The organism is Myxococcus sp. AM010, from assembly GCF_013372585.1.
GTDB lineage: Bacteria > Myxococcota > Myxococcia > Myxococcales > Myxococcaceae > Myxococcus > Myxococcus vastator.
Genome location: NZ_JABXEO010000011.1, coordinates 1 through 23,730, shown reverse-complemented (window position 1 = coordinate 23,730; position 23,730 = coordinate 1). Strand labels below are relative to the sequence as shown.

The following is a 23,730-nucleotide window of genomic DNA, read 5'->3' as shown; positions in this document are numbered from 1 at the left end:
CGGGTCAACACTGACTGGCCGCCTGCTTTCCTCGGGGAGCGTCGGTTCAAAATCTTCCAGATCCGCTGTGAGAATCGGCGCCCTGGAGTTGCCGTGTCGGACCTGCCAGGTATGGGGGAACGGACGGTCGGTTGCCCGGCCTCCCCGCACTGGAGTACGCGTCGGATCATGAGTCTCCTCCCCGAAAGCGCCAGCTTCGAAGAGCTGGTGCAGGACTACTTCCTCGCGGTGCGTGGCGCGGGGCTGATGCTCTCCGCCCTGGACACCGAGCTTTTGACGACCTGGGCCCGGGAAGGCGTTCCCTTCGAGGTGGTGGCGCGCGGAATCTCCCGCTCGGCGGAGAAGGCCCTCTGGGACGCGCGGCCCGGAGAGCCGGTGCTGCGCTCGCTGCGCGCGTGCCGGCGGCAGGTGGAGTCGGAGATCAAGAAGTACCGGGAGCTGGCGGCGGGCGCGGGTGAGGAACCCTCCTCCTCCGCCCCCAGGCGCAAGCGGGCCCGCTCCTGGGAGGAGACGCGGCACGCGCGGCTGTGCGCGGCGCTCGAGGACCTGGCGGGGCGGAACGAAGCACTGTCGCACCGTGTGCGAAACCTGCGCATCACCGTCCTGGCGCATGTCCCGGAAGAGCCGGCGGCCATGGACGCCCAGGAAGTGCTGGCGTTCCTGCTGGTGCTGCGCGCCCTGCCCTTCCTGGACAGGTGCGCCCTGTGGCGTGAGGCCCTGGCGGCGTCCGCGGAGCAGCAGGTGATGTCCCCGCGCGCCCGCAAGGTGTCCCGGCGCTTCCGGGTGCTGGCGACGGTGCGGCGGCGGCTGGGCGTGAAGGAGCTGTAGGTGGGACGAAACGCCTGGCCGCCCGTTCAGTGAACTGACGGCCAAGGGGAGGCTCTGGTATGGCGGAGCGTGAGATGGCTCCAAAGGCGAATGGCGAGGCGTGTGGTGTGTGCGGCGGGCGGACCTATGTCATCGAGCGCCGGGGGGAGCAGGCCCACGCGCGCATCTGCGCGTGCTCCGAGCACTGCTCGGTGTGCGGCGGGCGCGGGCACGTGCTGGTCGAGCGCGAGGGTGAGTTCAGCCAGAAGATGGGCCCCCGCCGCTACGAGGTGATGGAGACGTGCGTGTGCACGCAGCGGCGGAAGCGGGTGGCGCGCTTCAACGAGGTGGGCCTGCCCGCCGTCGTGTCTCACGCGAGCTTCGACAACTACCGGGCCTTCAACGAGGCGCAGGACCGGGGCCGCGGCGTGGCGCTGCACTTCGCCCATCAGTACGTGAAGGGCGGCCCGTCCAAGGGCTTCATCCTCAGCGGGCCGGTGGGCACGGGGAAAACGCACCTGATGGCGGCCACCCTGGCGCACCTGGTGCTGGAGCTGGGCGTGCGCGGGCGCTACGTCGAAATCTCCCTGCTCTACGCCACCATCCGGCGCGGCTTCCAGGAGGGAAAGAGCGGCGGAGAAATCATCGGGCCCCTGTCGGAGGTGGAGGTGCTGGCCATCGACGAGCTGGGAAAGGGCCGCGGAAGCCCCTTCGAGATGGAGACGCTCGATGAGCTGATTGCCCGCCGCTACAACGCGGGCCGCACCACGCTCTTCGCGACGAACTACTCCCTGGAGCCGGAGAAGCGCGCCACGCGCAGCGCGGCGCCGTCGGGCTACCGCACCACAGAGGACGCGCGCGGCGCGGCGCGCGACGCGGAGCTGCTGCGCGAGCGCGTGGGCGAGCGCATCTACAGCCGGCTGTGCGAGCTGTGCACCTTCGTGGAGCTGCCGAAGGACACGCCGGACCGGCGCCGCACCCGGCAGGAGATGGACGCGCCCATGCACCATTCGCTGGGCGGCGGGCGCACACCAGGACGGTAGTCACGCCGCGCCGGGCGTCCGCCTCCGCCGTCCCGCTCGACGACCGGCGGAGGCTTCACGCATCCTGTGTCCATGACTGACGCCATCCTCGTCCTCGTCACCGCCCCCACCTCGGACAAGGCCGCCGAGCTGGCTCGCGCGCTGGTGGAAGCGCAGCTCGCCGCGTGCGGCAACATCGTCCCCGGCCTGCACTCCATCTACCGTTGGGAGGGGAAGGTCCAGGACGAGCCCGAGGTCCTGCTCGTCCTCAAGACGCGCGCGGCCCTCTTCGAGCCGCTGCGCGCGCGCATCGTCGAGCTGCATCCCTACGACGTCCCGGAGGTGCTGCGCGTGGACATCGCGGAGGGGCACGCGCCGTACCTGTCCTGGATTCTGGGTAGCACCCGCGCCTCGGACTGAGCTCCCGCTCCCCTGCTCTACTGACGGGCACAGCCAGCGCCCCGCCTGCGGCTGGCGCAGTGAAATACGGCGCGGCGAAAGGAGCGTTGTGGGCTCGCCCTCTTCCCCCAGGAGCCGACCCCCATGTCCCGACTGCGCAGCTTGTGCCTCCTCGGACTCGTGTCCGTGGGTGGCGTCGCCTGCTCCAACGGCGCGCAGGCGCCCGCTCCGGCGTCCGATTCGAGCCGCCTGCCCAGCTATCCGGGCTCGCGGCAGCCCTCGGCCCCCAACCTGCCGACGCCCACGCCGCAGAACGACAACGACGACGTCTCCGGCCACGACGGCGATGACGATGACGACCCGCCCGTCGCGGAGCAGCCGCCTCCCGCCCCCGGGCCGCAGGCCCCGGAGCCGCCCGCCTACGCGAAGCAGTGGTACGTCAGCCCGTCCGGGGATGACTCGGCGAAGGGCTCGCGTGAAGAGCCGCTGCGCACCATCTCCAAGGCCCTGACGCTGGTGGGCCCGGGGGAAATCATCCGCGTCCAGAAGGGCACCTACGAAGAGAAGCTCGTCATCAACGCCAGCGCCAAGGCCGGCACCGCCGAGGCCCCCATCACCCTGCGCGGCGAGGATTCGCCCAAGGTCGTTCCCACCGGCAGCGGCTGGTTCATGGCCCACGTACAGCGGCCCCACTGGCGCATCGAGGGCTTCGAGTTCGACGTCCGAGGTCAGCGCCAGGTCGCCGTGACGTTCTCCGGAAACACCACCGGCACCGTGCTCGCGGACAACGAGCTGCACCACGGCGCGTTCGGCAGCGGCATCAGCACCGACGCGGGCGCCAACGGCATCACCATCGAGAACAACCACATCCACCACTTCGCGCGGGGCGACGACGACTCGCACGGCGTCGTCATCGCGCCCACGTCGGTGGACATCACCGTGCGGGGCAACGACATCCACGACAACTCGGGTGACTCGGTGCAGTGCCTGGGCCCCGAGGGCTTCAGCAACAACACCCCGGCGCGCGGCGTCCTCATCGAGGACAACGACATGTACGACAACCGGGAGAACGCGGTGGACCTCAAGACGTGCCACGACGTCGTCGTGCGCGGCAACCGCATGTACGGCTTCGAGAAGTCCTCTTCGTCCCGTGGCGAGGCCGTGGTGGTGCACTACTCCGCGCGCAACGTCGTCATCGAGGACAACGACATCTCGGACGCGTCGCTGGGCATCGCCGTGGGTGGCAACCGCGTGGGCGCGCCGCCCACCAACGTCTCCATCCGCCGCAACCGCATCCACGACTTGAAGGCGCCCGAGGGCTCCGGCATCCGCATCGAGAACGGCAGCGACGTGCGCGTGCTGCACAACACGGTGGTGGGGACGGACGGCTTCGCCTTCGTGGTGGGCCACGGCACCGGGGGGCCGTCCACCAACATCGCGGTGCGCAACAACGTGTTCGCCACGCGCAACGCCGTCAGCATGGGCCTGTCCGCCCCCGGCCTCAGCATGACGTCCAACCTCTACCTGGCCGGCGCCGCGTTCAACACGGGCATCTTCATCGCCCCGCAGAGCGACTGGGAGGGCAGCACGCTGGCCCACTGGCTGTCGAACGGCGTGGAGCTGGACTCGGATGAGAGCGGCGAGCCGCTGGTGGACCTGGACCTGCTGATGCCCGGCGAGCGCGCGGTGGACCGGGGCATGGACCTGGGGCTGCCCTACTGCGGCGCCGCGCCGGACATCGGCGCGGTGGAGTCGGACTGCCCCGAGGCCGCCACCGCCGCGCTCATGGAGTAATCGCGCGCACCAGCGAATTGCCGGCGTCCGCCACGTAGAGGCGGCCGTCCGGCCCCACCGTCAGGCCGGCCGGGAGGACGAGCTCCGCCTTGTCCCCCGGCCCGTCCGCGTGGCCGTAGCGCCCGCTGCCGGCAAGCGTCGTCACCTTGCGCGCGCTGCCGTCCGCGTTCAGGACGACGCGGCGCACGCGGTAGTTGCCCGGGTCCGCCACCGCGAGCGAGCCATCCTTCAGCACCGCGATGCCCAGGTACGGCAGGAACTGGGACGACTCCGGCGCGCCGTCACGGAAGCCCGGCGTCGTTCCCGCCACCACCGACGTGAGCCCGTCGCGGATGCGCACCACGCGGGACATGCCGGACTCGACGACGAACAGCGTGCTCCCATCCGCGCTCACCGCCACGCCCGAGGGCCGGTAGAGCCAGTCACCCTGCAGCGTCGTCACCGGGTGGCCCTCCTCCACCAGGTCGATGCGGCGAATCACGCCGTTGTTCATGTCCGCCACCAGCAGCGCGGTGCCATCCGGCGTCACCGCCAGGCCCGTGGGCTGGTTGAAGGCCGCCTGCTTCGCGGGGCCGTCCATCAGCCCCGGCGTCCCGCCCGCGAACACCTCCACCGTCCCTTCCGGGTCGATGCGGCGGATGACGTAGTGGTCGGTATCGGCCACGTACACGTTGCCCGCGGCGTCCGCGGCGATGCCCATGGGTCCATTGAGGCCAGAGGCCACCGTCTTCACCTCGCCCTCCGGCGTCACGCGCTTCACCGCGTTGCCCAGGCCGTCCGCCACCACCAGGCTCCCATCCGGCAGCAGGGCCACCGCGGTGGGCGCCCCCAGCGAGTTGCCCGCCACGGGGACACCGGCGCGGACACGCTGCCCGGGAATGCCCGCCACCGTGCGGACCTCGGCCGCGGAGGGCCCCTGGGGGCCCGACACGTTCTGCCGCTCGAAGCGCACCAGTGTGTCGGGCACCGGCCGGCCCAGCGCCTTGTAGAGCACGTTCGCGACGATGCGGGCCGCGCGCGGGTCCGCCATGTCCTCGGAGGCCAGCGTGCGCACGAAGTCGATGCCTCCGGAGGAGAAGATGTAGGCGTCGCCCTGCTTGCGCAGCACCATGTGGCCGAAGCCGAAGGCGCCCTGGAGCGACAACAGCGGGGACTCGGCCAGCACCTCCAGGCCCTCCGGCGAGCTCCCGTTGCCCACCAGCTGGTCCACTTCGTAGCCGTTGGCCATCCACAGCGTGTCACCGGCCTTCAGCCCCGAGCCCGCCAGCGCCCAGTGCCCCGGGTGGGTGATGACGGCGGGGAAGCCGAACTGGTGCCAGCGGGCGGAGAACTGCACGCCCAGGAGCGCGTTCTCCGGACGGCCCACGACGCGCTCGCGGAACTTCACCGTGCGCTGCGCGCCCGTGTACGGGTCGTTCGCGTGGCCCTTGTAGCAGGCGATGATGCGCCGCGGCCGGCCGTCCTGGGACGGCTCCATCTGCACCTGCCAGTACGCGTTGTTCGCGCCCAGGTTGAGCAGCGACCGGCCCTCCGCCACCGCCCGGTCCGCGTGCGCGCGGATGCGCGGGCTCCAGTACTCGTCGTGGCCCGACATGAAGAAGGCCTTGGCGCCGGCCAGGAAGTCGTAGCTGGCGTCCAGGTCCTCGTCGGTGAAGTAGCCCACGTCCAGGTCCTGCGACTCCAACCACTGAACCAGGCTCAGGTCGTCCGTCAGCAGGTGGCCGCTGCCATGGCCGCGGTAGTTGGGCCGGTCATAGGACACCCGGAAGGCGCGGCTGACGCCGTGCTCGCGCATCACCCGGTCGCGGTCGTCATAGAGGCTGGTGCCGCCCCAGGTGTTGTAGGCGGCCCAGGTGGCGGTGGGGATGAGGACGGCCACCTCGGCGCGCGGGTTCGCGTCCCGCACGAAGAAGGGCACGTAGCGCTGGTGGTTGTCCTCGCGCACCAGCTTCACCACGTACACGCCGCGCACCCAGTCTTCACCGACGGGAAGCTCCAGCGTGGGCGCCCAGCGACAGGCGACCACGCCCGTGGCGCGGTCCGCGGGACAGTCGCCCTGGCGCACGCCGGGCACCGGGCCACCGCGCGCCAGCTCGCGCGCGCCCGCGCCGCCGTAGTGCCCCATCCGGTACACGTACCAGCGGAAGCTCCGGGCCTCGGACACCGACACCGCGACGCGCAGCGTCTCACCCTGCGTCAGCGTGGCCTTCAGCGCGTAGCCTTCGATTTCCCGGCTGTGGGCGTTGCGGGTGATGCGCCACGCCGTGGTCCCCGGGCGGCGGTTCTCCTCGCGCACGGCGTCCGCGTCTCGCGGCGGCGGCTGCACCGGGCCCGCGTCGGGAGGCTCGGGCTCTTCGGAGCCGGCGTCCGGCCCCCCCGCGTCGATGAGGCCCGGATGCGGCGCACCGTCGCCGCCGTCATAGCCGTCGTTCAGCGGAGGCGTGTCGTGTTTGTCACCCGGTATCACCGGGCGCACGGCCGCCTCCTCACAGCCACTGCCACCGAACACGAGCGCAAGCCCGCACACCCAGCCCGCCCAACGGCCTGCCTGAGCCATCCCGTTCCTCCACGCCACGGCTAATGGACCGGAGGGTAGGCACGAACACTCTGGAGGGAAGCGGGTGCCCTCCTGGGAGCAATGAATTGGGATGGATCACCCGGACAAAAGCCCAGGGCGGGAAACGGCCTACCCCCCCAAGAGCTCCCGGTGCAGCCGGGCCGTGAGCGCCTTCAGGTGGGCTTTGTCCACCAGCAGCGTCAGTTGCAAAGGCGACGTATGGGCCGCGTGGACGTGCGCCCCCAGCTCCTCGGCGGCGGCCAGCGCGCGGCGCAGCGGCGCCCAGTCCGCGTTCAACCCCACGCCCACGCAGGTGACGGTGCCCAGGTCCTCGCGCCAGGACACCCCGTCACCGAAGCGCGTGGCCAGCTCCCGGCGCAGCGCATCCGAACCATGGATGTCCGCCAGGGGCACGGTGATGACCGTCCGGCGCGGCCCGCCCGCCGGGCCCTCGAAGTCCAGCGTCCGCCCGCGGACGGCGCGCGCGTCCAGGAACTCCAGCAGCTCGGGCAGGCGGATGGGCTCCGCGGCGGACAGCACGGCCATCTCCGCGTCGGCGGTGACGCCCTTGAGCCGGCTGTCTGTGGGGACAGCCAGCTCCTGGACCGCCGTGCCCGTTCCCTGGCCGTGCGCGGTGCGCGCGAGGATGGTGATGCCCCGGGCCTTGGCCCACTCCACCGCCTGCGCGTTGAGCACCTTGGCGCCCGCGCTCGCCAGCTCCTGCATCTCGTCGTAGCTCAGCGACTCCAGCTTGCGGGCGTCCGGAACCACGCGGGGGTCCGCGCTGAACACGCCGTCCACGTCCGAGTAGATTTCACACGCCTCCGCGTCCAGCGCCGCCGCCAGCGCCACCGCCGTCGTGTCCGAGCCGCCGCGCCCCAGCGTCGTCACTTCCTTCTTGAAGGAGACGCCCTGGTAGCCCGCGACGATGACGACCTTGCCCCGTGCCAGTTCGTCGTGGATGCGGTACGGACGCACCTCCACGATGCGGGCCTGCGCGTGCGCGTCCGTGGTGATGATGCCGCTCTGGCTGCCGGTGAAGCTGATGGCCGGCACGTCCAGCTCCTGGAGCGCCATGGAGAGCAGCGCCATGGAGATGCGCTCGCCACAGGTGAGCAGCATGTCCAGCTCGCGACGCGGCGGGTCCGCCGAGACGCCCTTGGCCAGCGCCAGCAGCTCGTCCGTGGTGTCGCCCATGGCGCTCACCACCACCACCACCTGATAGCCCGCCTCGCGCTTGTCCTTCACCCGCTGGGCGACCTTGCGGAGCTTCTCCACGCCGGCGACCGACGAGCCGCCGTACTTCTGGACCACGATTGGCATGATTCGACTCACTACCCCTGTTCGGTGTGTCCGGAAAACCACACGCGTGGGCCTCCTGCAGAAGTCCGGCCAGCCGCTGGACGACGCCCACACACGCAGTCGGTGTCGCCTTGACACGCCAATGTCGGGTTTAATACCGCGCCCATGCCGATGATCGAGGTCCAGCACCTCACCAAGCGATACCGAGAGCGGGTGGCCGTGGACGACCTCACCTTCCAGGTCGAGGCGGGTGAGATTCTCGGGTTCCTCGGCCCCAACGGGGCGGGCAAGTCCACCACCATGAAAATCCTCACCGGCTTCCTCCCGCCGTCGGAGGGGGTGGTCCGCGTCGGGGGCCATGACGTCGAAGCGCAGCCGCTGGAGGTGAAGCGCCGCATCGGCTACCTGCCGGAGCAGCCGCCGCTCTACGTGGAGATGACGGTGCGCGGCTACCTGCGCTTCGTGGCCTCGCTGAAGGGGCTGTCGGGGAGCGCCCTCAAGGCCGAGCTGGAGCGGGTAGCCACCCTCATGGGGGTGACGCACGTCATGGACCGCGTCATCCAAAACCTGTCCAAGGGCTACAAGCAGCGCGTGGGAATCGCCCAGGCGCTGCTCGGCTCACCGCCGGTGCTCATCCTGGACGAGCCCACCGAGGGCCTGGACCCCGCGCAGCGCGCCGAGCTTCGCGCCCTCATCAAGGGCCTGGCCGGCAAGCACACCGTCATCCTCTCCACGCACATCCTCCCGGAGGTCACGATGACGTGCCAGAAGGTGCTCATCATCCACCAGGGAAAGATGGCCGCGTACGACGACATCTCCCAGCTGGCCCGCATCCACGGGCAGGCGGAGAGCGCGTCGCTGGAAGAAGTCTTCATCAAGCTGACCGCCGCCTGAGCGCGGCCCCCTTTCAAGGACCCTGCCTCCATGCGCACCGCCCTGGCGATTGCCCGCAAGGAACTGTCCATCTCCTTCACCACGCCGTGGGCCTACGCCGTCTTCACGGCGATGGCGGCGCTGACGGCCTTCTACTTCACGGACCTGCTGCAGGCGTTCAACGACGTCCAGGGCGTGGCGCGCCGGGTGGGCTGGGCGCAGATGTCCCCGGACTTCAACATGTACCGCAACCTCACGGACGGGGTGGTGGTGGAGCTGTGGGGCAGCGTCCTGGTCATCACCCTGGTCGTCGCGCCGTTCCTGTCCATGCGGCTGTTCGCGGAGGAGAAGCGCAACCGCACCTTCGAGCTGCTGATGACGGCTCCGGTGCGGCCCATTGAAATCGTGCTGGGCAAGTACCTGGGCGGCCTGGGCGTCATCTGGGCCACGCTGGCGCTCACGCTCGTCTTCCCGCTGCTGCTGTCCGCGCTGGGCCACAGCGAGTCCGGGCCGGCGCTGGAGTGGTCCACCGTCCTGCTGGGCTACGGCGCGCTGCTGCTGTGGGGCGCCACCTGCATGGCCGTGGGCCTGTTCATCTCCGCGCTGACGGAGAGCCAGATGCTGGCGGCCTTCCTCACCTTCTGTGTCCTGCTGGCGTGGATGCTGCTGGGCCAGGTGGCCCGGCGCGCGGAGGAGCCGCTGCGCTCCGCGCTGTCCTACGTCGCCTGTGACCTCCAGTTGCAGGGGATGCTCAAGGGCGTGCTGGACGCACAGTCGCTGGTGTTCTTCGCCTCCGTCATCGGCTTCTCGCTCTTCCTCACCCACCGCGCGGTGGGTGCGCAGCGGTGGGCCTGACATGAAGGCCGCCAACGCCGGCAAGGTCCTGGGCGCGTTCGGACTGCTGCTGCTCCTGTCGAGTCCGTTCACCCTGCTGGTCACCTCAGACAGCGCCGTCACCGCCGCCGTGAAGGCCGGCGCGGGCCTGGTGCTGGTGGGCATCTACGGCGCGACGAACTACCGGCAGTTCGGCCAGTTCGCCACCCGCCGCGCCAGCAGCTTCTTCGCCACCACGGTGCTCACCACGCTGGGCGTGTTCGCCGGGCTGGTGGCGGTGAACTACCTGGCCTTCAAGCAGAACCGGCGCTGGGATTTGACGCAGGCGCGCATCCACACGCTGGCGCCGCAGACGGTGTCCACGCTGGCCGCGATTTCGGACCCGGTGCGCGCCATCGCGTTCATCACCCCGGCACATGCCCAGTACGCCCAGCTGGAAGCGCTCTTCGCGCTCTACCACGCCGAAGCGCCGGGGAAGTTCGAGTACACCTTCAAGGACCCGCGCCGCGGCCCGGACCTGGCCGCGAAGTACCAGGTGCGTGAGGGCCAGACGGCGGTGGTGCTGGTACGCGGCGAGGGCGAGCACGCCACGCACACGCTGCTCGCCACCGTGTCCGAGCAGGAGCTGACGCACGCGGTCCTCAAGCTGAACGCGGTGGGCACCCAGAAGGTGTATTTCGTCACCGGCCACGGGGAGTGGCCACTGGACAAGGAGCAGGCGCCGCCCAATGACCCGGGCGCCAGCCTGTCCGAGCTCCGGCGGCAGCTGCTCCAGGAGGGCTACACCGCGGAACCGCTGAACCTCGCGGGTGTCCAAGCCGTGCCACGGGACGCCGCGCTGGTCATCATCGCGGGGGCCCGGGCGCCCTACACCGCGCCGGAGAAGGAGGTGCTCCAGCGCTACCTCGCCTCTGGTGGACGCATGCTCTACTTCGCTGACGCCGGCCTGCGTGACGGCCTGGACGGACTGCTGGCCGAGCACGGCGTGCAGGTGGACGAGGGCATCGTCGCGGACGCGCAGTACAACAGCGGCAACCCCTTCGTGGTGCTGTCGCTCTTCTACAGCGACCACGAGATTGGCAAGCCGCTGCACCAGCGGGGACTCAACGTGGAGTTCCCCACCCCGCGCAGCCTGAGCCTGCTGCGCATGGGGATGGCGCCGGGCATCCAGGTGCAGCCGGTGGTCCTCACGTCGCAGCATGGCTGGGTGGAGAGCACGCCGGAGGAGAACGCGGTGCCTTCGGATGGCGAGAAGACGGGCCAGTTGGTGCTGGTGGCCGCCGTGACGCGTGATACCCAGGCCTCGCCGGGCAAGCGCTTTGATGAAGCGCGCCTGGTGGTGATGGGGGACTCGGAGCTGCTCCTGGACCCGAACTGGGGCCATGAGCCCAACCGCAACCTGGTGATGAACGCGCTGGGCTGGGCGTCCAACCAGCTCACGAAGGTCACCATCCGCCCGCCGGACCGCGAGGTGTCCACGCTGGAGCTGGACGCGGCGACGCTCAGCCGTATCCGCTTCTTCGCCACCGACCTCATGCCCTTGACGCTGCTGGGCGTGGGCCTGGCCATCTGGCTGTCGAGGCGCAACAAGTGACGCCGCGTGGAGGAAGGTGGCGGTGGAGCACCCTCACCGTCGTCACGGCGGGCCTGGGGCTCGCGGCCTGTCCCGGGGAGAAGGCGTCCGACGCGAGCGAGGCCCGGCGGAGCGCCGACGCCCAGCAGCGCCTCTTCGTCACGGGGACGGAGGAGACGCGCGGTCAGGACGAAGGAGCGCCCGCGAAGCCCGTCTTCACCCACCTGACGGTGAGGGCTCGGGGCGCCACCACGGAGCTGGTGCGCGAGCAGGACGGCACGTGGAAGGTGACGGCGCCCGTGGCCGCGCGCGCGGAGGCGGCCGTGGTGGAGTCCATCCTCGGCACGCTGGCGTCTTCGAGCTTCAGCGCCACCGTGAAGGAGGCGCCCACCGACGCCGACCTGGACGCGTATGGCCTGAAGCCGCCCCTCTTCACCGTCACGGCCCGGGCCTATGTGCCAGACGCGCAGGGCCAAGGGGCGAAGGACCCCGCCCGCCAGCGCACGGTGACGCTGCATGGTGGCAAGGAGAACACCTACGACGGCTCCGTCTACGTGCGCCGTGACGCGGAGCCGGCGGTCCACTCCGCCGCGGGCACGGTGCGCTGGGCCCTGGACCGGGACACCTTCGCCCTGCGCGCCAAGGACCTCCTGGCGCCCCTGGACGCGCGTGCGCTGAAGCGCATCGACGTGAAGGCGCCGCAGGGTGCGTATCAACTGACGCGGGACGCGGACGGCACGGGCTGGCGGCTGGTCTCCCCGCTGGCCGCCAACGCGAACGCGACGCGTGTCGCGGACCTGGTGAAGGCCTTGGTGGAGCAGCGGGCACTCTCCTTCCCCGAAGACACACCGGAGACACGGAAGCGGTTGGGGCTGGAGACGCCGGTGGTGGACGCCCGCTTCACTGGCGGCCCGGGCGAGCCGGTGCGGGTGCGGATGTCCCGCGTGACGGACGACGGCGCCGCGCGCGCCTATGCGTTGCGCGAACAGGGGACGCAAGCGGTGCTGGGCGAGGTGCCCGAGGACGCCCTCGGCGTGCTGGACGTGAGCGCCCGGGAGCTGAAGGACCGGCGCGTGCTGGAGTTCCGGCGCCAGGACGTCCGCCGCATCGTGTTCCACCCGGGCGGTGGCGCGCCCGCCATCACCGTGGTGAACACGTCGGAAGCCACCGAAGGCGCCGGACACTGGGACATGGAGTCCCCGCGGCGGGGCAAGGCACAGCACTTCAAGCTCGCCTCGCTGCTGCGCGCGCTGGAAGGGCTGAAGGCGACGGGCTCTAGCGAGACGAACCCCAAGAATTGGGCTCGGTATGGCGTGACGGCGGACTCGCCCGGCGCCGTGCTGTTGGACTCGGATGGACGTGAGCTGGCGCGGCTCTGGCTGGGCACTGAAGTGCCCGACGAGCCCGGCACGCTCTACGCCCGCGGCGCTGGCCCCGACGTCCTCAAGGTGCCCGAGTCACGCCTGACGTTGCCCACCCGGCCCGAGGACTTGCTGGAAACAGCGCCGACCCCCGACGCGCCGAAGCCGCCCGCGAAGACGGAGCAGGCGCCCTGAGCGCCCTCCATTGAGAGACTGAGTGACGCCCCCGCGCCGCGCCGCGGGGGGCCTACACCTCCAGCAACACATACCGCTGGTCCGGGGTGTGCTTCGCCAGCAGGGGCATGGCCACGTTGTAGACGGGGATGCCGCTCTTCGTCTTCCCGCTGCGGGCGCCGTGGTGCGCGTGGCCGTGGAACACCGCCTCCGCGCCATAGTGGTCAATGGGCATGGACAGGCGGCTGGTGCCCAGGAAGGGGCGAATCTCGATGTTCTCCCCCTCCAGGGTCTCCGGCACCGGGGCGTAGTGCATGATGACCACCTTCTTCTCCATGTCGAGGTGGCTCAGCGCGGCCTCCAGCTTGAGCGACTCCGTGACGGCCTCCTGCACGAAGCCCTTCGTCTGGCCCTCGCCGAAGGCCTGGAGCGTCGCGTTGCCGAAGCCGCCGCCAAACCCCTTCACGCCCGCCACGCCCAGCACCTTCTCGAAGATGAAGTGGTCTCCATCCAAGATGTGGACGCCGACCTTGGCCAGCTCGCCGCAGATCTCCTTCACCTGGTTGTGCTCGTAGTCGTGGTTGCCCAGCACCGCCGCGCAGGGGACGCGGAGCGCGGACAGCTCCTCCGCCAGCACCTTGCCCTCTTCAATCATCCCGCGGTCCGTGAGGTCGCCGCACAACACGAGCAGGTCCGCCGTGGCGTTCACCTGCTTGACCAGGTGCCGGAAGCGGCCGTGGTGGTCCTCCCGGCAGTGCAGGTCACCGACCGCCGCCAACCGAATTTTCGAGCCCGGATCGCGCGCCACTCTCGTCCTCCCGCTGTCGTTCGATTTCGTCCCAGGACCTCCCGTCACCGAAGCCCCAGTGGTGGATGTCCACGTGATAGTTCACGCGGGAAATCAGGTTGCCGCGGCACAGCTTCTCTTCCCAGCGCCCCTCGCGCAGGGTGTGCAGCGTGCGACTCATCAGCTCCGCCATCACCCATTCGGGGATGGCGTCCCGCTCGGACGGATAGGCGAAGCGGAACATCATGAGGTGGCTGAGCAGGACCTCCCAGTACCGGTCGAAGCGGCGCAACATCCGCTCCCAGTCCATGTTCCGGCCCGCCTTCAGCAGCAGGTGGTTCACGTCCGCGCCATCATACCGCTCGCGCTCGTTGACGAAGGCCTTGGACCAGATCATCTCCTCCGCGGGGGCCACCAGACACTCGTGCCCGAAGATGGTGGCGCGCGGGGCGTGTTCGAACCACGCGTCGTCCACCACCGCCACGCCGTTGCCGGAGGAGAAGATGAAGTCGACGAAGTAGTCGCCCTTGAAGGCCTTGTAGAGCCAGACCTCGTCCGCGCGCTCGGTGCGCCAGCCGTCCTTCTCCAGGACCTGCAGCGCCCGGAGCGCGTCCGCCTTCCGGGGGAAGAGGTCCAAGTCCTTCGTGTCGCGGTAGATGCCGGTGTACGTCGCATAGGCGTAGGCCCCCCCCCACGACGAAGGGCACCCCTGCGTCTTTGAGCAGCCCGACGGCCCGGGCCCGGGCGTTGATTTCGTCCGGGGCCCGCTCATGCTCGGCCAGCTGCGCGTCCGTACCCATCTCGCCGGGATGGTTGGGGTGTCTCTTTTCCATGGCCGAAAGGTAGGGACGGAGAAATTCGGACGTCCGCCGGCGCGGAATAGATGCCTGGGGAGCGGGCAGCCAACCTACAAACATCGTGATTCCGGACGTTTCGCGCACCGAGCGGGCGCCTTTTCCGTTTTCCGGCCGAGCTGTGTCCATGAAGGCAGACACGCTGCTGCACGGCCCGCCGGGGGCCGTTCGAAGGGAACGTGAACCATGCTGCGCAAGAGCCTGCTGTGTGCCGCCCTGCTGATGACGGGTTGTGACAACGCGACGAGCGACGAAGACGCCTTCCGGGACGGGCTGCCCTCCAAGGAGATGGTGGAGATGCGCTCGCCCTCCCGGAACAACGGGCAGGGGCTGACGGCCTTCTACGGTGAAGGCGAACAGGCGGAGTACTACCGGGCGACGGTGGCGGCGGCGGCCACCTTCAACCTCGGCACGGTGGGCGTGCTCAACCTCATCGAGGACATCGTCCAGCACGTCCCCACCTCCATCAATGGAGACGTGGCCGTGTGGGGCCCCCATGCCGGCCCGCTCGACGCGGTGGCGTGGCGGCTGACCGTCACCCGCACGGGCGACCACAGCTACACCTGGGGCCTGGAGGGCCAGGACAAGAACGAGGCGGACAGCGCCTTCGTGGCCTTCCTCTCCGGCGCGCACACCGCCTCGGTGAACGCTGACGGTGAGCGCGTCGCGGGCCACGGCTCCGGTGAGTTCCTCATCGACTGGGACCGGGCGAGCACGCTGCCCGGCGCCACGGGCGACGACGTGGGCACCGCGGAGATTCGCTACGCGCGCGTCGCCGGAGCGGCGGAGTCCTCCGTGGAGGCGGACCTCCACCAGATTCGCGACGAGGAGCGCCCGGACACCCGCGTGGACGCCGTCTACCGCTTCAAGCAGGGCGACGGCGCGGGCGGCGAGCTGGACTTCGTCATCCGCAAGGACATCGACACGGACCCGCGCCGCGCGGCGCTGGAGAACCTGGCCATCAAGAGCCGCTGGGAGGCGACGGGCTCGGGTCGCGCGGACATCAAGCTGTCAGGCGGGGACCTGTTCGGTGAGGCCACGCTGAGTGAATGCTGGGACAGCAACTTCCTGAGCGCCTACTTCGCCATCAGCGTCAATCCGGTCCTGGGTTATGGCGAGCTGAGCGCCTGCGGAAACTTCAGCGCCGCCGTCTACTCCACGCTGTGACGCACGCGGTAGTCTGCGCCGTGTGACGGGAACGAGCCGGCCACTCCTCCAGGTGATTCCAGGCGGTCCGAAACAGGACCGGCGGGCCTTCCTGCGGGAGTTGTATATGAAACATGGCGGCAGCGTGCTGGGGCGCTGCCGCTACCTGTTGAAGGACGCGGCGAAGGCGGAGGATGCGATGCACGACGTGTTCGCCCGCGCCCTCACGCACGGCGAGGACTTCCGCGCGGAGTCCTCGCCGCTGACGTGGCTGATGAAGATTGCCACCCACCACTGCCTCAACCAGCTCCGCGGTGAGCGCGCCGGCTGGCGGCAGTGGTTCGAACGGGACGCCGCCGCCCGTCCCGAAGGCCATGGCGGACAGGAGGCCATGGAGACGCGGGACCTGGTGCGCCGGCTGCTGGCGCGCGTGGACGTGGAGACGCAGGCGGCCGCCATCCACTACCACGTCGATGGAATGACGCTGGAAGAAGTGGCCACGCTGCTGGGTCGCTCGGTGCCCACCATCCGCAAGCGGCTGGAGCACTTCGCGGCGCTGGGCGGAGAGGAGCTGAAGGTCCCATGAGCGCGCACGAATCGGAATGGACGCTGCGCCGGCTGAGCGCCGGAGAGCTGACCGCCACCGAGGCCGCCCGCGTCCAGGCCCATGCGGCCTCGTGCGAGGCCTGCGCCCAGGCCCTGCGCGGCATCCACGAAGCCCAGGCGCGGTTCGAGGCGGACGTCCCCTTCGAGCGCTTCGAGGCCGGCGTGGAGCAGGCCCTGCGACGGCGGCAGGACGCCGCCCGGCCGCCGCCGCGCCGCTGGGTGGCGACGACGGTGGCCATCGCCGCGTCCCTGCTGGTCGTGGTGCTGGTGCGCCCGCTCCTGGGCTCCAGCGCCGAGTCCAGAGACACCGTGGGGCTCAACCGCCTCAAGGGCGGCGCGACGGCGGAGTTGCGCATCGGCGGGGGGCTGGGCCCGCAGCGGGAGGCCATTCCGGGCAGGCCCGAAGCGATAGACCCGGGTGAGCGGGTGATGCTGGGCTACAAGGCGGGAGCGCACCGCTACGTGGCCGCGCTGTCGGTGGACGCCATTGGCGAGGTGACGCCGCTGCATCCGGAGGACGGGGCCAGCGCGCCCGTGGCCCCCGGCAGCCGGCTGCACTGGCTGCCCGGAGGTTGGGAGTTCACCGGCTCCGGAGCGGAGCGCGTCATCGTGGTGCTCAGCGACGAGCCCCTGCCCCAGGAGACGCTGGTGGAAGCCGCCCGGCGCGCCTTTGCCCAGGCGGATGGCGACGTCGGGCGGATGGCCGAGCTGGAAGTCCCTGGAGCGCAGACACACTGGGTGCTGCGGAAGCCATGAGCCGCTCGTCCTGCCTCACGCGCGCCCTGGCGCTGGTGCTCGCCCTGGCGGCCTCCGCCGCGGACGCGGACACGCTGCGCCGCTTCGCGCTGGTGGCCGGCAATGACCAGGGCGGCGCCGACACGCGTCCGCTTCGCTTCGCCCGGGACGATGCCCGGAAGATGCACGCGCTCCTGCTCCGCCTGGGCGGCGTGGCGCCCGTGGACGCGAAGCTGCTGCTGAACGAAGACGCGCGGGACTTCCTGGCGGCCCTGGCGGAGCTGGAGCAGCGCGCCCGCGCGGCCCGGGCAAGAGGCGAGCGCACCGCGCTGTTCGTCTACTACTCCGGCCACGCCAAGGACGGCGCGCTGCGGCTGGGGGACACGCGGCTGGGGTTCGGCGACCTCAAGCGCCGGCTCGCGGAGGCCTCCTCGGACATCCGCATCGCAGTCCTGGATTCATGCCGCTCCGGCGCGATGACGCGCACCAAGGGCGCGCGGCGGGCCCCGGCGTTCGACATCGAGTCGGGGGCGAGCCGCGACGCGCGCGGGCTGGTCATCCTCACGTCCAGCGCGGCGGACGAGGACTCGCAGGAGTCGGACGCGCTGGCGGGCAGCTACTTCTCACACCACCTGGCCAGCGGGCTGCTGGGGGACGCGGACCGCAGCGGCGACGGCCGGGTGACGCTCTTCGAGGCGTACTCCCACGCCTATGCCCGCACGGTGGCGGACACGGCGGCCAGCAGCGCGGGGCCGCAGCATCCGACGTTCAGCTACGACCTGGCGGGCAACGGAGACCTGGTCCTCACGGACCTGCGCGCCAGCGGCGGAGGGCTCATCGTCCCGGGCGCGGCGCCGGTGGGCACCTACTACTTCGTGGACCCGGGTGGCCTCGTCGTGGCGGAGCTGGACAAGGCGGCGGACGTGGAGCGGCGCGTGGCGCTGGCGCCGGGCACCTACCGCGTGAAGCGCCGGCTCCCGGACCGGCTGCGCATCGGCGAGGTGGAGGTGCGAAGGGGCCATCAGGCGGTGCTGCACGAGGCGCGGCTCCAGGACGCGCCCTTCTCCGACGACCCGGTGAAGGGCGGCCCGCGCGCGGATGGCGCGTGGTGGACGCTGGGGCTGGCGGGCGGCGTGCAGTCCTACTTCGACGCGCCCACGCGCGACTCTCTGTTCCTGTCGGTGGGGATGGTGGGCGCGGAGGCCCAACTCCACGACTACTTCCGCCGAGACTGGGTCTGGGGGTTGGACGTGGCCATGGGCAGCCGGCGGGCGGTGCTGATGCTCCCGACGCTGACGGGCCCGGGGTACCGCTACTCGATGACGAGCGTGGGCACGTCCCTGACGTCCGAGTGGCCCATGGGCCGCGTGGCGCCCTTCCTGGGCGCGCGGATGGCGTGGCTCATCATGCGCCGCGACTTCGAGGACGAAGCCCTCCCAGACCAGCAGTTCGCCATGTTCTCGCCCGGACTGGTGGCGGGCATCCGCTGGAGTCCCCTGTCCCGGCTGCACCTCACGGCGCGAGCCCGGACCCACTACCTGCTCTACAACGTCGATGCGCAACGCTCATTGGGTTTCTGGGAGCTGGGCGCGCTGGTGACGTACCAGCCATGAAGGAGCACGCGATGCGAAACGTCATGGTGGCCTGTCTGTGCCTGGCGCTGGCCGCGTGCGGCGGCGACTTCTCCAACGACGACCTGGAGTTCCTCAACGCGCTGCCGCTGCGCGAGGACCTGGCCGCGAAGCTGCCCGCGAAGAGCGCGGGGCGCTCGGGCGGTGGGCTGGCGACACGGCCCTCCGCGCTGGTGGTGCGCCTGGGCGAGCCCTCCAAGCTGATGGGCGACACGGAGGAGACAGGGCGCGCCTTCAACGCGAGCGTGGACGCCCTCCTCTCCCTGTTGGAGGACATCCGGAGCCAGCCCCCGACGACGCGCGAGCCGGACCGTCGGGTGTGGGGGCCCTACCGGGACCCGCGCCACGCGGGCCATGACGTCCGCTTCGTGATGACGCGCGCGGCGCTGAGCTTCGACTACCGGCTCGAGTACCGGAAGACGGGCGCGGGCGAGGCCGGGTGGTGGGCCTTCCTGGGCGGCACCTTCGAAGCGGACGCCGGCATCCGCAAGGGCGTGGGCAACCTCCACCTGGACGTGGAGCGGGCGCGGCAGGAGGGCCTGCCCACCAACGACGTGGCGGCGCTCCGGCGGCTGGACATCCACTACCAGACGAAGGCGCTGCCCACCCGGGTGGAGCTGGCCTTCACGCCCAGGGACGGCGCCTTCCCCGTGGCGCGGTACACGTACCGCGAGGCCCAGGACAGCCTGGGGGAGATGCAGTTCCTGATGCCCGGGCAGGACCTGGTGCCGGGCGGGCTGCTGGAGGACCTGAGCCTGACGACGCGCTGGGCCCCGGACGGCCGGGGCATGGCGGTGCTGGACGTGCTGAGCGGCGACATCCGGGGCGCGAAGTACACCGAGTGCTGGGACGGCCAGGGCCGCGTCACCTTCACGGCGCGCAGCTGGGACTTCTTCAATCCCACCGAGGGCGAGCGCGCCACCTGCCCGGACTTCTCCGCGCTGGACGGCTAGGCAGCCGAGCGGACATTCCCGCGCATGAATGGTGACGCGCGGGGTGGATTCTCTATGCTGGCCGCAGTCCTCCATGTCCAAGCCCTCCATCCTCGAAGTGCTCAAGAGCCGGCGCATCTGGCTGCTCGTCGCCGTTGGTTTCGCCTCCGGCCTGCCCCTGTGGCTGACAGGCGTCACGCTGTCGGCGTGGATGAAGGACGAAGGCGTCAACTTGAAGACGATTGGCGTCTTCGGCCTCGTGAGCATGCCGTACACCTTCAAGGTGCTCTGGGCGCCGTTGATGGACCGCTACACCCTGCCCTTCCTGGGCCGGCGGCGCGGGTGGATGCTGGTGACGCAGGTGCTGCTCATGGGGGCCATTGCCGCCATGGGCCTGGTGAATCCCAAGGACGCGCCGGTGAGCATGGCCGCCCTGGCGGTGCTGGTGACGTTCCTGTCCGCCAGCCAGGACATCGTCGCGGACGCGTGGCGCACGGACATCCTCCCCGTGGAGGAGCGCGGGCTCGGCAACTCCACGTACATCACCGGCTACCGCCTGGGCATGCTCACCGCGGGCGCCCTGGCCCTGACGCTGTCGGACCTCACCGGCTGGTCCCAGACGTACTTCATCATGGGCCTGCTGATGGCCGTGGGCGTGGTGGCCACGCTCCTGGCCCCGGAGCCCCAGGGCTCGAAGCCGCCGCGCAACTTGACGGACGCGGTGGTGAAGCCCTTCGTGGAGTACTTCACGCGCAAGGGCGCCGTCGCCGTCATCCTCTTCCTGGTGCTCTACAAGCTGGGAGACGCCATCGCCGCCGGCATGGTGACGCCCTTCTACAAGGAGCTGGGCTTCTCCAACACGGAGATTGGCGCGCTCAGCAAGGGCCTGGGCATGGTGTCCACCATCGCGGGTGGACTGCTGGCCGGCGTGGTGATGGTGAAGCTGGGCACGCGGCGCAGCCTCTTCATCTTCGGCGCGGCGCAGGCCCTCACCAACCTGATGTTCATGGGGCTGGCGCTGGTGGGGAAGAACGACCTGATGCTGGCGGCCACCATCACCGTGGACAACCTCTGCGGCGGCCTGGCCGTGACGGCCTTCGCCGCCTACCTGATGTCGCTGTGCCACAAGAGCTTCAGCGCCACGCAGTACGCGCTCCTGTCCGCGCTGGGCACGGTGGCCAACCGCCTCATCTCCGCCTCCTCCGGCTACCTGGCCGAGTGGCTCGGCTGGCCCACCTTCTTCGCCGGCACCGTGCTGCTCGCCGTGCCCGCGCTGGTGCTGCTCGCGTTCCTCCCGGAGGACGCGGCCGCTCCGGCTGACGAGGCCCCGGAGCCCGAGCCCCAGGGAGGGTCCTCATCCAGCGTGGTGGCCGCGACCCGCTGAATCACCGCCGGAATCCCGGGGCCGGCACGGCCCGGGTGTAACGCGGTGCACGCTCGCCAGAATCGTCGCGCCTTCCTCCGCGCGGCATGGCTATGTTCCGCGGCCATGGCACACCCGCTCGCTGGCAAGCCCCCACCGGAAGACCTCCTCATCGACCCCGAGAAGCTGCGCGCCGCGTACTTCTCCGGCCGGCCCGACGTGGGCGTGGCGGAGCAGCGCGTCGCCTTCGGCACCTCCGGGCACCGTGGCTCCTCCGCGCGAAACAGCTTCAACGAAGGCCACATCGTCGCGGTGACGCAGGCCATCTGCGAGTACCGCCAGCAGCAGGGCATCAACGGCCCGCTCTTCCTGGGCATGGACACCCATGCCCTCTCCGCCCCCGCGCAGCAGACGGCGCTGGAGGTGCTGGCGGCGAACGGCGTGCAGGTGCGCTTCACGGACGGCGCCACGCCCACGCCCGTCATCTCCCACGCCATCCTCACGTACAACCGCGGCCGCACCGCGGGGCTCGCGGACGGCATCGTCATCACCCCGTCCCACAACCCGCCCGAAGACGGCGGCATCAAGTACAACCCGCCCAACGGCGGCCCCGCGGACACGAACGTCACCTCCGTCATCGAGAAGCGCGCCAACGCGCTGCTGGGCGCGGGCAACGCGGGCGTGCAGCGCATCCCTTTCGAGCGCGCGCGCACCGCGCCCACGGTGAAGCCGTATGACTTCATCACCCCGTACGTGGAGGACCTGGGCAGCGTCATCGACATGGAGGCCCTGCGCGGCGCGAAGCTGCGCATCGGCGCGGACCCGCTCGGCGGCTCCAACGTCGCGTACTGGGAGCCCATCGCCGCGCGCTACGGGCTGAACCTGCACGTGGTGAACCCCACGGTGGACCCGACGTTCCGGTTCATGCCGCTGGACCACGACGGGAAGATTCGCATGGACTGCTCGTCCCCGTATGCCATGGCGAACCTGGTGCGGCTCAAGGACGCGTATGACATCGCGTTTGGCAACGACGCGGACTCGGACCGGCACGGCATCGTCACCCGCAGCCTGGGGCTGATGAACCCGAACCACTACCTGGCGGTCGCCATCGACTACCTCTATCGCAACCGGCCCGGCTGGAAGCCCGGCACCGCGGTGGGCAAGACGCTGGTGAGCAGCAGCCTCATCGACCGCGTGGCGACGGATTTGGGCCGCCGCGTCGTCGAGGTGCCGGTGGGCTTCAAGTGGTTCGTGGACGGGCTGCTGGACGGCTCGCTCGGCTTCGGCGGCGAGGAGAGCGCCGGCGCGTCCTTCCTCCGCAAGGACGGCACGGTGTGGACCACGGACAAGGACGGCATCATCCTGGACCTGCTGGCGGTGGAACTGCTCGCGCGCACCGGGAAGGACCCCGGCGAGCACTACCAGGCCCTGGCGGCGAAGTTCGGCGCGCCGCACTACACGCGCATCGACCAGCCGGCCACCGCCGCGCAGAAGGCCGCGCTGAAGAAGCTGTCCCCGGAGGCGGTGAAGGCCACCACGCTGGCCGGTGAGCCCATCCTCCAGCGCCTCACGCGCGCGCCCGGCAACAACGCGGACATCGGCGGGCTCAAGGTGGTGGCGGAGAACGGCTGGTTCGCCGCGCGGCCCTCCGGCACCGAGGACGTCTACAAAATCTACGCGGAGAGCTTCCGAGACGAAGCCCACCTCCAAGCCATCCTCCAAGAGGCGCGCGCCATCGTCGGCGAGGCGTTCGCGTCCACTTGAGCGGCGTGAAGCTCGTGCTTCAGTACGTGCTCGCCCTGCTGATGGTGGGCGCGGGGCTGAACCACTTCCGCAACCCGCGCATGTACCAGCGCATCATGCCCCCGTACCTGCCGTTTCACGGGCCGCTGGTGTTCTGGAGCGGCGTGGCGGAGGTGCTGCTGGGCGTGGGCCTGGTCATCCCCCAGACGAGCCGGCTGGCCGCCTGGGGCCTCATCGCCCTGTTCATCGTTGTCTTCCCGGCCAACCTCCACATGGTGCGGCACCCGGAGCGGTTCCGGAAAATCCCCCCGGCCCTGCTCTGGCTGCGGCTGCCCCTGCAGGCGGTCCTCATCCTCTGGGCCTGGTGGTACACCTGAGCTGAAAGCGCCTGTCCGCCCGGCCGCCCTCCGGTGCGTCCTTCCTTGACTCGCCGGGGGGTGCTCTTTAGGTTCAGAGGCTTCCAGTAGCCCCACCGAAATCCGAAGGACGTTCCATGGCTCGCGTTACCGTCGAAGACTGCCTCCCCCTCGTCGACAACCGGTTCGCGCTGGTGCTGCTCGGCGCCAAGCGCGCGCGGCAGCTGATGGCGGGTGCCCGCCCCATCCTTGATCAGTCCAAGAACAAGCCCCCCGTGCTGTCCCTGCGCGAGGTGGCCACCGGCCGCGTGAAGTTCGACCGTGACGTGCGCGAGGCGCTGTCCGGCAAGTACCAGGGCGACGAGCCCAAGTAGTCCCCGCGGTGCGCTTCAGCCCCCTTCCTTCCCGGCAACGCTCGCCGGGGAGGGGGCTTCGGGGAGCAGGCCCTGGGAGCGCAACCAGCGCACCGCCCGCGAGGCAACGGCCTTCTCTCCTTTGTAGCCCAGCAGCGGCACCAGTTGAACGACCGGCACCCAGCGCACCTCGTCCACTTCGATGCGCGGCCCCGGCAGCGGCCCCAACTCTCCCTCCTGATAGCGGAACAGGAAGAAGTGGACGCGCTTGAAGATGCGCTGTCCGCGGAACTGGTACACGTAGCGAATCTCGCCCAGCGGGGCCATGAGCGACACGGACAGCCCCGTCTCCTCACGCACCTCGCGGCTCGCCGTCTGCTCCGGCGACTCACCTGGGTCCACGTGCCCCTTGGGGAGCGCCCACAAGGTGCGGCCATGGGGACGGATGACGGCCACCTCCCAGTGGCCGGCACTCTCCCGGATGACGACACCGCCTGCGGACGCCTCGCGTGGCATACCCGCCCACCC

At 70.5% G+C, this 23,730-nt stretch carries 21 protein-coding genes and 1 pseudogene; 17 read left to right on the top strand and 5 right to left on the bottom strand.

Annotation, left to right across the window (positions count from 1 at the left end):
- The first annotated feature begins 168 nt into the window (after nt 1-168).
- The 4 genes from HV826_RS08475 (at nt 169) to HV826_RS08460 (ending at nt 4,022) form a co-directional block, all read left to right on the top strand.
- Nucleotides 169-828, top strand: coding sequence for a hypothetical protein (locus HV826_RS08475; RefSeq protein WP_176408960.1), 660 nt, complete (start codon nt 169-171; stop codon nt 826-828).
- A gap of 59 nt (nt 829-887) precedes the next feature.
- Nucleotides 888-1,850, top strand: a complete 963-nt coding sequence (locus HV826_RS08470; RefSeq protein ID WP_176416494.1) for an ATP-binding protein — start codon at nt 888-890, stop codon at nt 1,848-1,850.
- Nucleotides 1,851-1,922: 72 nt separating this feature from the next.
- Entirely contained in the window at nt 1,923-2,249 is a 327-nt protein-coding gene (cutA, locus tag HV826_RS08465) for a divalent-cation tolerance protein CutA (RefSeq protein WP_176416493.1), read from the top strand.
- Nucleotides 2,250-2,372: 123 nt separating this feature from the next.
- Nucleotides 2,373-4,022 carry a nitrous oxide reductase family maturation protein NosD gene (locus HV826_RS08460; RefSeq protein ID WP_176416492.1) on the top strand — a complete coding sequence of 550 codons (1,650 nt, stop codon included), beginning with the start codon at nt 2,373-2,375 and terminating at the stop codon, nt 4,020-4,022.
- Here HV826_RS08460 and HV826_RS08455 read toward each other — a convergent pair.
- Nucleotides 4,012-6,579 (bottom strand): N,N-dimethylformamidase beta subunit family domain-containing protein, encoded by a 2,568-nt coding sequence (locus HV826_RS08455; protein WP_176416491.1) that lies wholly within the window; start codon nt 6,577-6,579, stop codon nt 4,012-4,014. The genes HV826_RS08460 and HV826_RS08455 overlap by 11 nt on opposite strands.
- A gap of 129 nt (nt 6,580-6,708) precedes the next feature.
- Nucleotides 6,709-7,902, bottom strand: a complete 1,194-nt coding sequence (locus HV826_RS08450; protein WP_176416490.1) for an aspartate kinase — start codon at nt 7,900-7,902, stop codon at nt 6,709-6,711.
- 150 nt (nt 7,903-8,052) lie between these two features.
- Between HV826_RS08450 and HV826_RS08445 the strand changes: the two genes are divergently transcribed.
- The 4 genes from HV826_RS08445 to HV826_RS08430 are packed head-to-tail and all read left to right on the top strand — an operon-like array spanning nt 8,053 to nt 12,717.
- Nucleotides 8,053-8,775, top strand: coding sequence for an ABC transporter ATP-binding protein (locus HV826_RS08445; RefSeq protein WP_176416567.1), 723 nt, complete (start codon nt 8,053-8,055; stop codon nt 8,773-8,775).
- Nucleotides 8,776-8,805: 30 nt separating this feature from the next.
- Nucleotides 8,806-9,609: an ABC transporter permease gene (locus tag HV826_RS08440; protein WP_176416489.1), complete on the top strand. Its 804-nt coding sequence runs from the start codon at nt 8,806-8,808 to the stop codon at nt 9,607-9,609.
- 1 nt (nt 9,610) lies between these two features.
- A complete protein-coding gene (locus HV826_RS08435) occupies nt 9,611-11,182 on the top strand; it encodes a GldG family protein (protein WP_176416488.1) in 1,572 nt (523 codons plus the stop codon).
- Nucleotides 11,179-12,717: a DUF4340 domain-containing protein gene (locus tag HV826_RS08430; protein WP_176416487.1), complete on the top strand. Its 1,539-nt coding sequence runs from the start codon at nt 11,179-11,181 to the stop codon at nt 12,715-12,717. Before HV826_RS08435 ends, HV826_RS08430 begins: the two co-directional genes overlap by 4 nt.
- Nucleotides 12,718-12,769: 52 nt before the next feature.
- On the opposite strand, the gene HV826_RS08425 is transcribed toward HV826_RS08430, so the two are convergent.
- Complete coding sequence (locus tag HV826_RS08425; protein WP_163780618.1) at nt 12,770-13,474, bottom strand: metallophosphoesterase; 705 nt, start codon at nt 13,472-13,474, stop codon at nt 12,770-12,772.
- Nucleotides 13,458-14,283 (bottom strand): annotated as a pseudogene (locus HV826_RS08420) (nucleotidyltransferase). Before HV826_RS08420 ends, HV826_RS08425 begins: the two are co-directional and overlap by 17 nt.
- 240 nt (nt 14,284-14,523) lie before the next feature.
- Between HV826_RS08420 and HV826_RS08415 the strand changes: the two are divergent.
- From HV826_RS08415 to rpoZ, 9 genes are all read left to right on the top strand, one after another.
- Nucleotides 14,524-15,504 (top strand): hypothetical protein, encoded by a 981-nt coding sequence (locus HV826_RS08415; RefSeq protein ID WP_176416486.1) that lies wholly within the window; start codon nt 14,524-14,526, stop codon nt 15,502-15,504.
- Between the two features lie 22 nt (nt 15,505-15,526).
- Nucleotides 15,527-16,069 (top strand): sigma-70 family RNA polymerase sigma factor, encoded by a 543-nt coding sequence (locus tag HV826_RS08410; RefSeq protein WP_176416485.1) that lies wholly within the window; start codon nt 15,527-15,529, stop codon nt 16,067-16,069.
- Nucleotides 16,066-16,845, top strand: coding sequence for a zf-HC2 domain-containing protein (locus HV826_RS08405; protein WP_176416484.1), 780 nt, complete (start codon nt 16,066-16,068; stop codon nt 16,843-16,845). The genes HV826_RS08410 and HV826_RS08405 overlap by 4 nt, the downstream gene beginning before the upstream one ends.
- Nucleotides 16,842-18,437 carry a caspase family protein gene (locus HV826_RS08400; RefSeq protein ID WP_176416483.1) on the top strand — a complete coding sequence of 532 codons (1,596 nt, stop codon included), beginning with the start codon at nt 16,842-16,844 and terminating at the stop codon, nt 18,435-18,437. The genes HV826_RS08405 and HV826_RS08400 overlap by 4 nt, the downstream gene beginning before the upstream one ends.
- A gap of 11 nt (nt 18,438-18,448) precedes the next feature.
- The gene (locus tag HV826_RS08395) at nt 18,449-19,408 is read left to right on the top strand and encodes a hypothetical protein (protein WP_255208089.1); all 960 of its coding nucleotides are present in this window, start codon (nt 18,449-18,451) and stop codon (nt 19,406-19,408) included.
- Nucleotides 19,409-19,481: 73 nt separating this feature from the next.
- Complete coding sequence (locus HV826_RS08390; RefSeq protein ID WP_176416481.1) at nt 19,482-20,771, top strand: AmpG family muropeptide MFS transporter; 1,290 nt, start codon at nt 19,482-19,484, stop codon at nt 20,769-20,771.
- Between the two features lie 105 nt (nt 20,772-20,876).
- Nucleotides 20,877-22,514 carry a phosphoglucomutase (alpha-D-glucose-1,6-bisphosphate-dependent) gene (gene pgm, locus HV826_RS08385; RefSeq protein WP_176416480.1) on the top strand — a complete coding sequence of 546 codons (1,638 nt, stop codon included), beginning with the start codon at nt 20,877-20,879 and terminating at the stop codon, nt 22,512-22,514.
- Nucleotides 22,515-22,519: 5 nt separating this feature from the next.
- The gene (locus HV826_RS08380; protein ID WP_368670871.1) at nt 22,520-22,870 is read left to right on the top strand and encodes a DoxX family protein; all 351 of its coding nucleotides are present in this window, start codon (nt 22,520-22,522) and stop codon (nt 22,868-22,870) included.
- 116 nt (nt 22,871-22,986) lie between these two features.
- Complete coding sequence (gene rpoZ, locus HV826_RS08375; RefSeq protein ID WP_163780601.1) at nt 22,987-23,223, top strand: DNA-directed RNA polymerase subunit omega; 237 nt, start codon at nt 22,987-22,989, stop codon at nt 23,221-23,223.
- A 15-nt stretch (nt 23,224-23,238) separates the two neighbouring features.
- Here rpoZ and HV826_RS08370 read toward each other — a convergent pair whose 3' ends face one another.
- The gene (locus HV826_RS08370; RefSeq protein ID WP_176408973.1) at nt 23,239-23,718 is read right to left on the bottom strand and encodes an NUDIX hydrolase; all 480 of its coding nucleotides are present in this window, start codon (nt 23,716-23,718) and stop codon (nt 23,239-23,241) included.
- Nucleotides 23,719-23,730 lie beyond the last annotated feature (12 nt).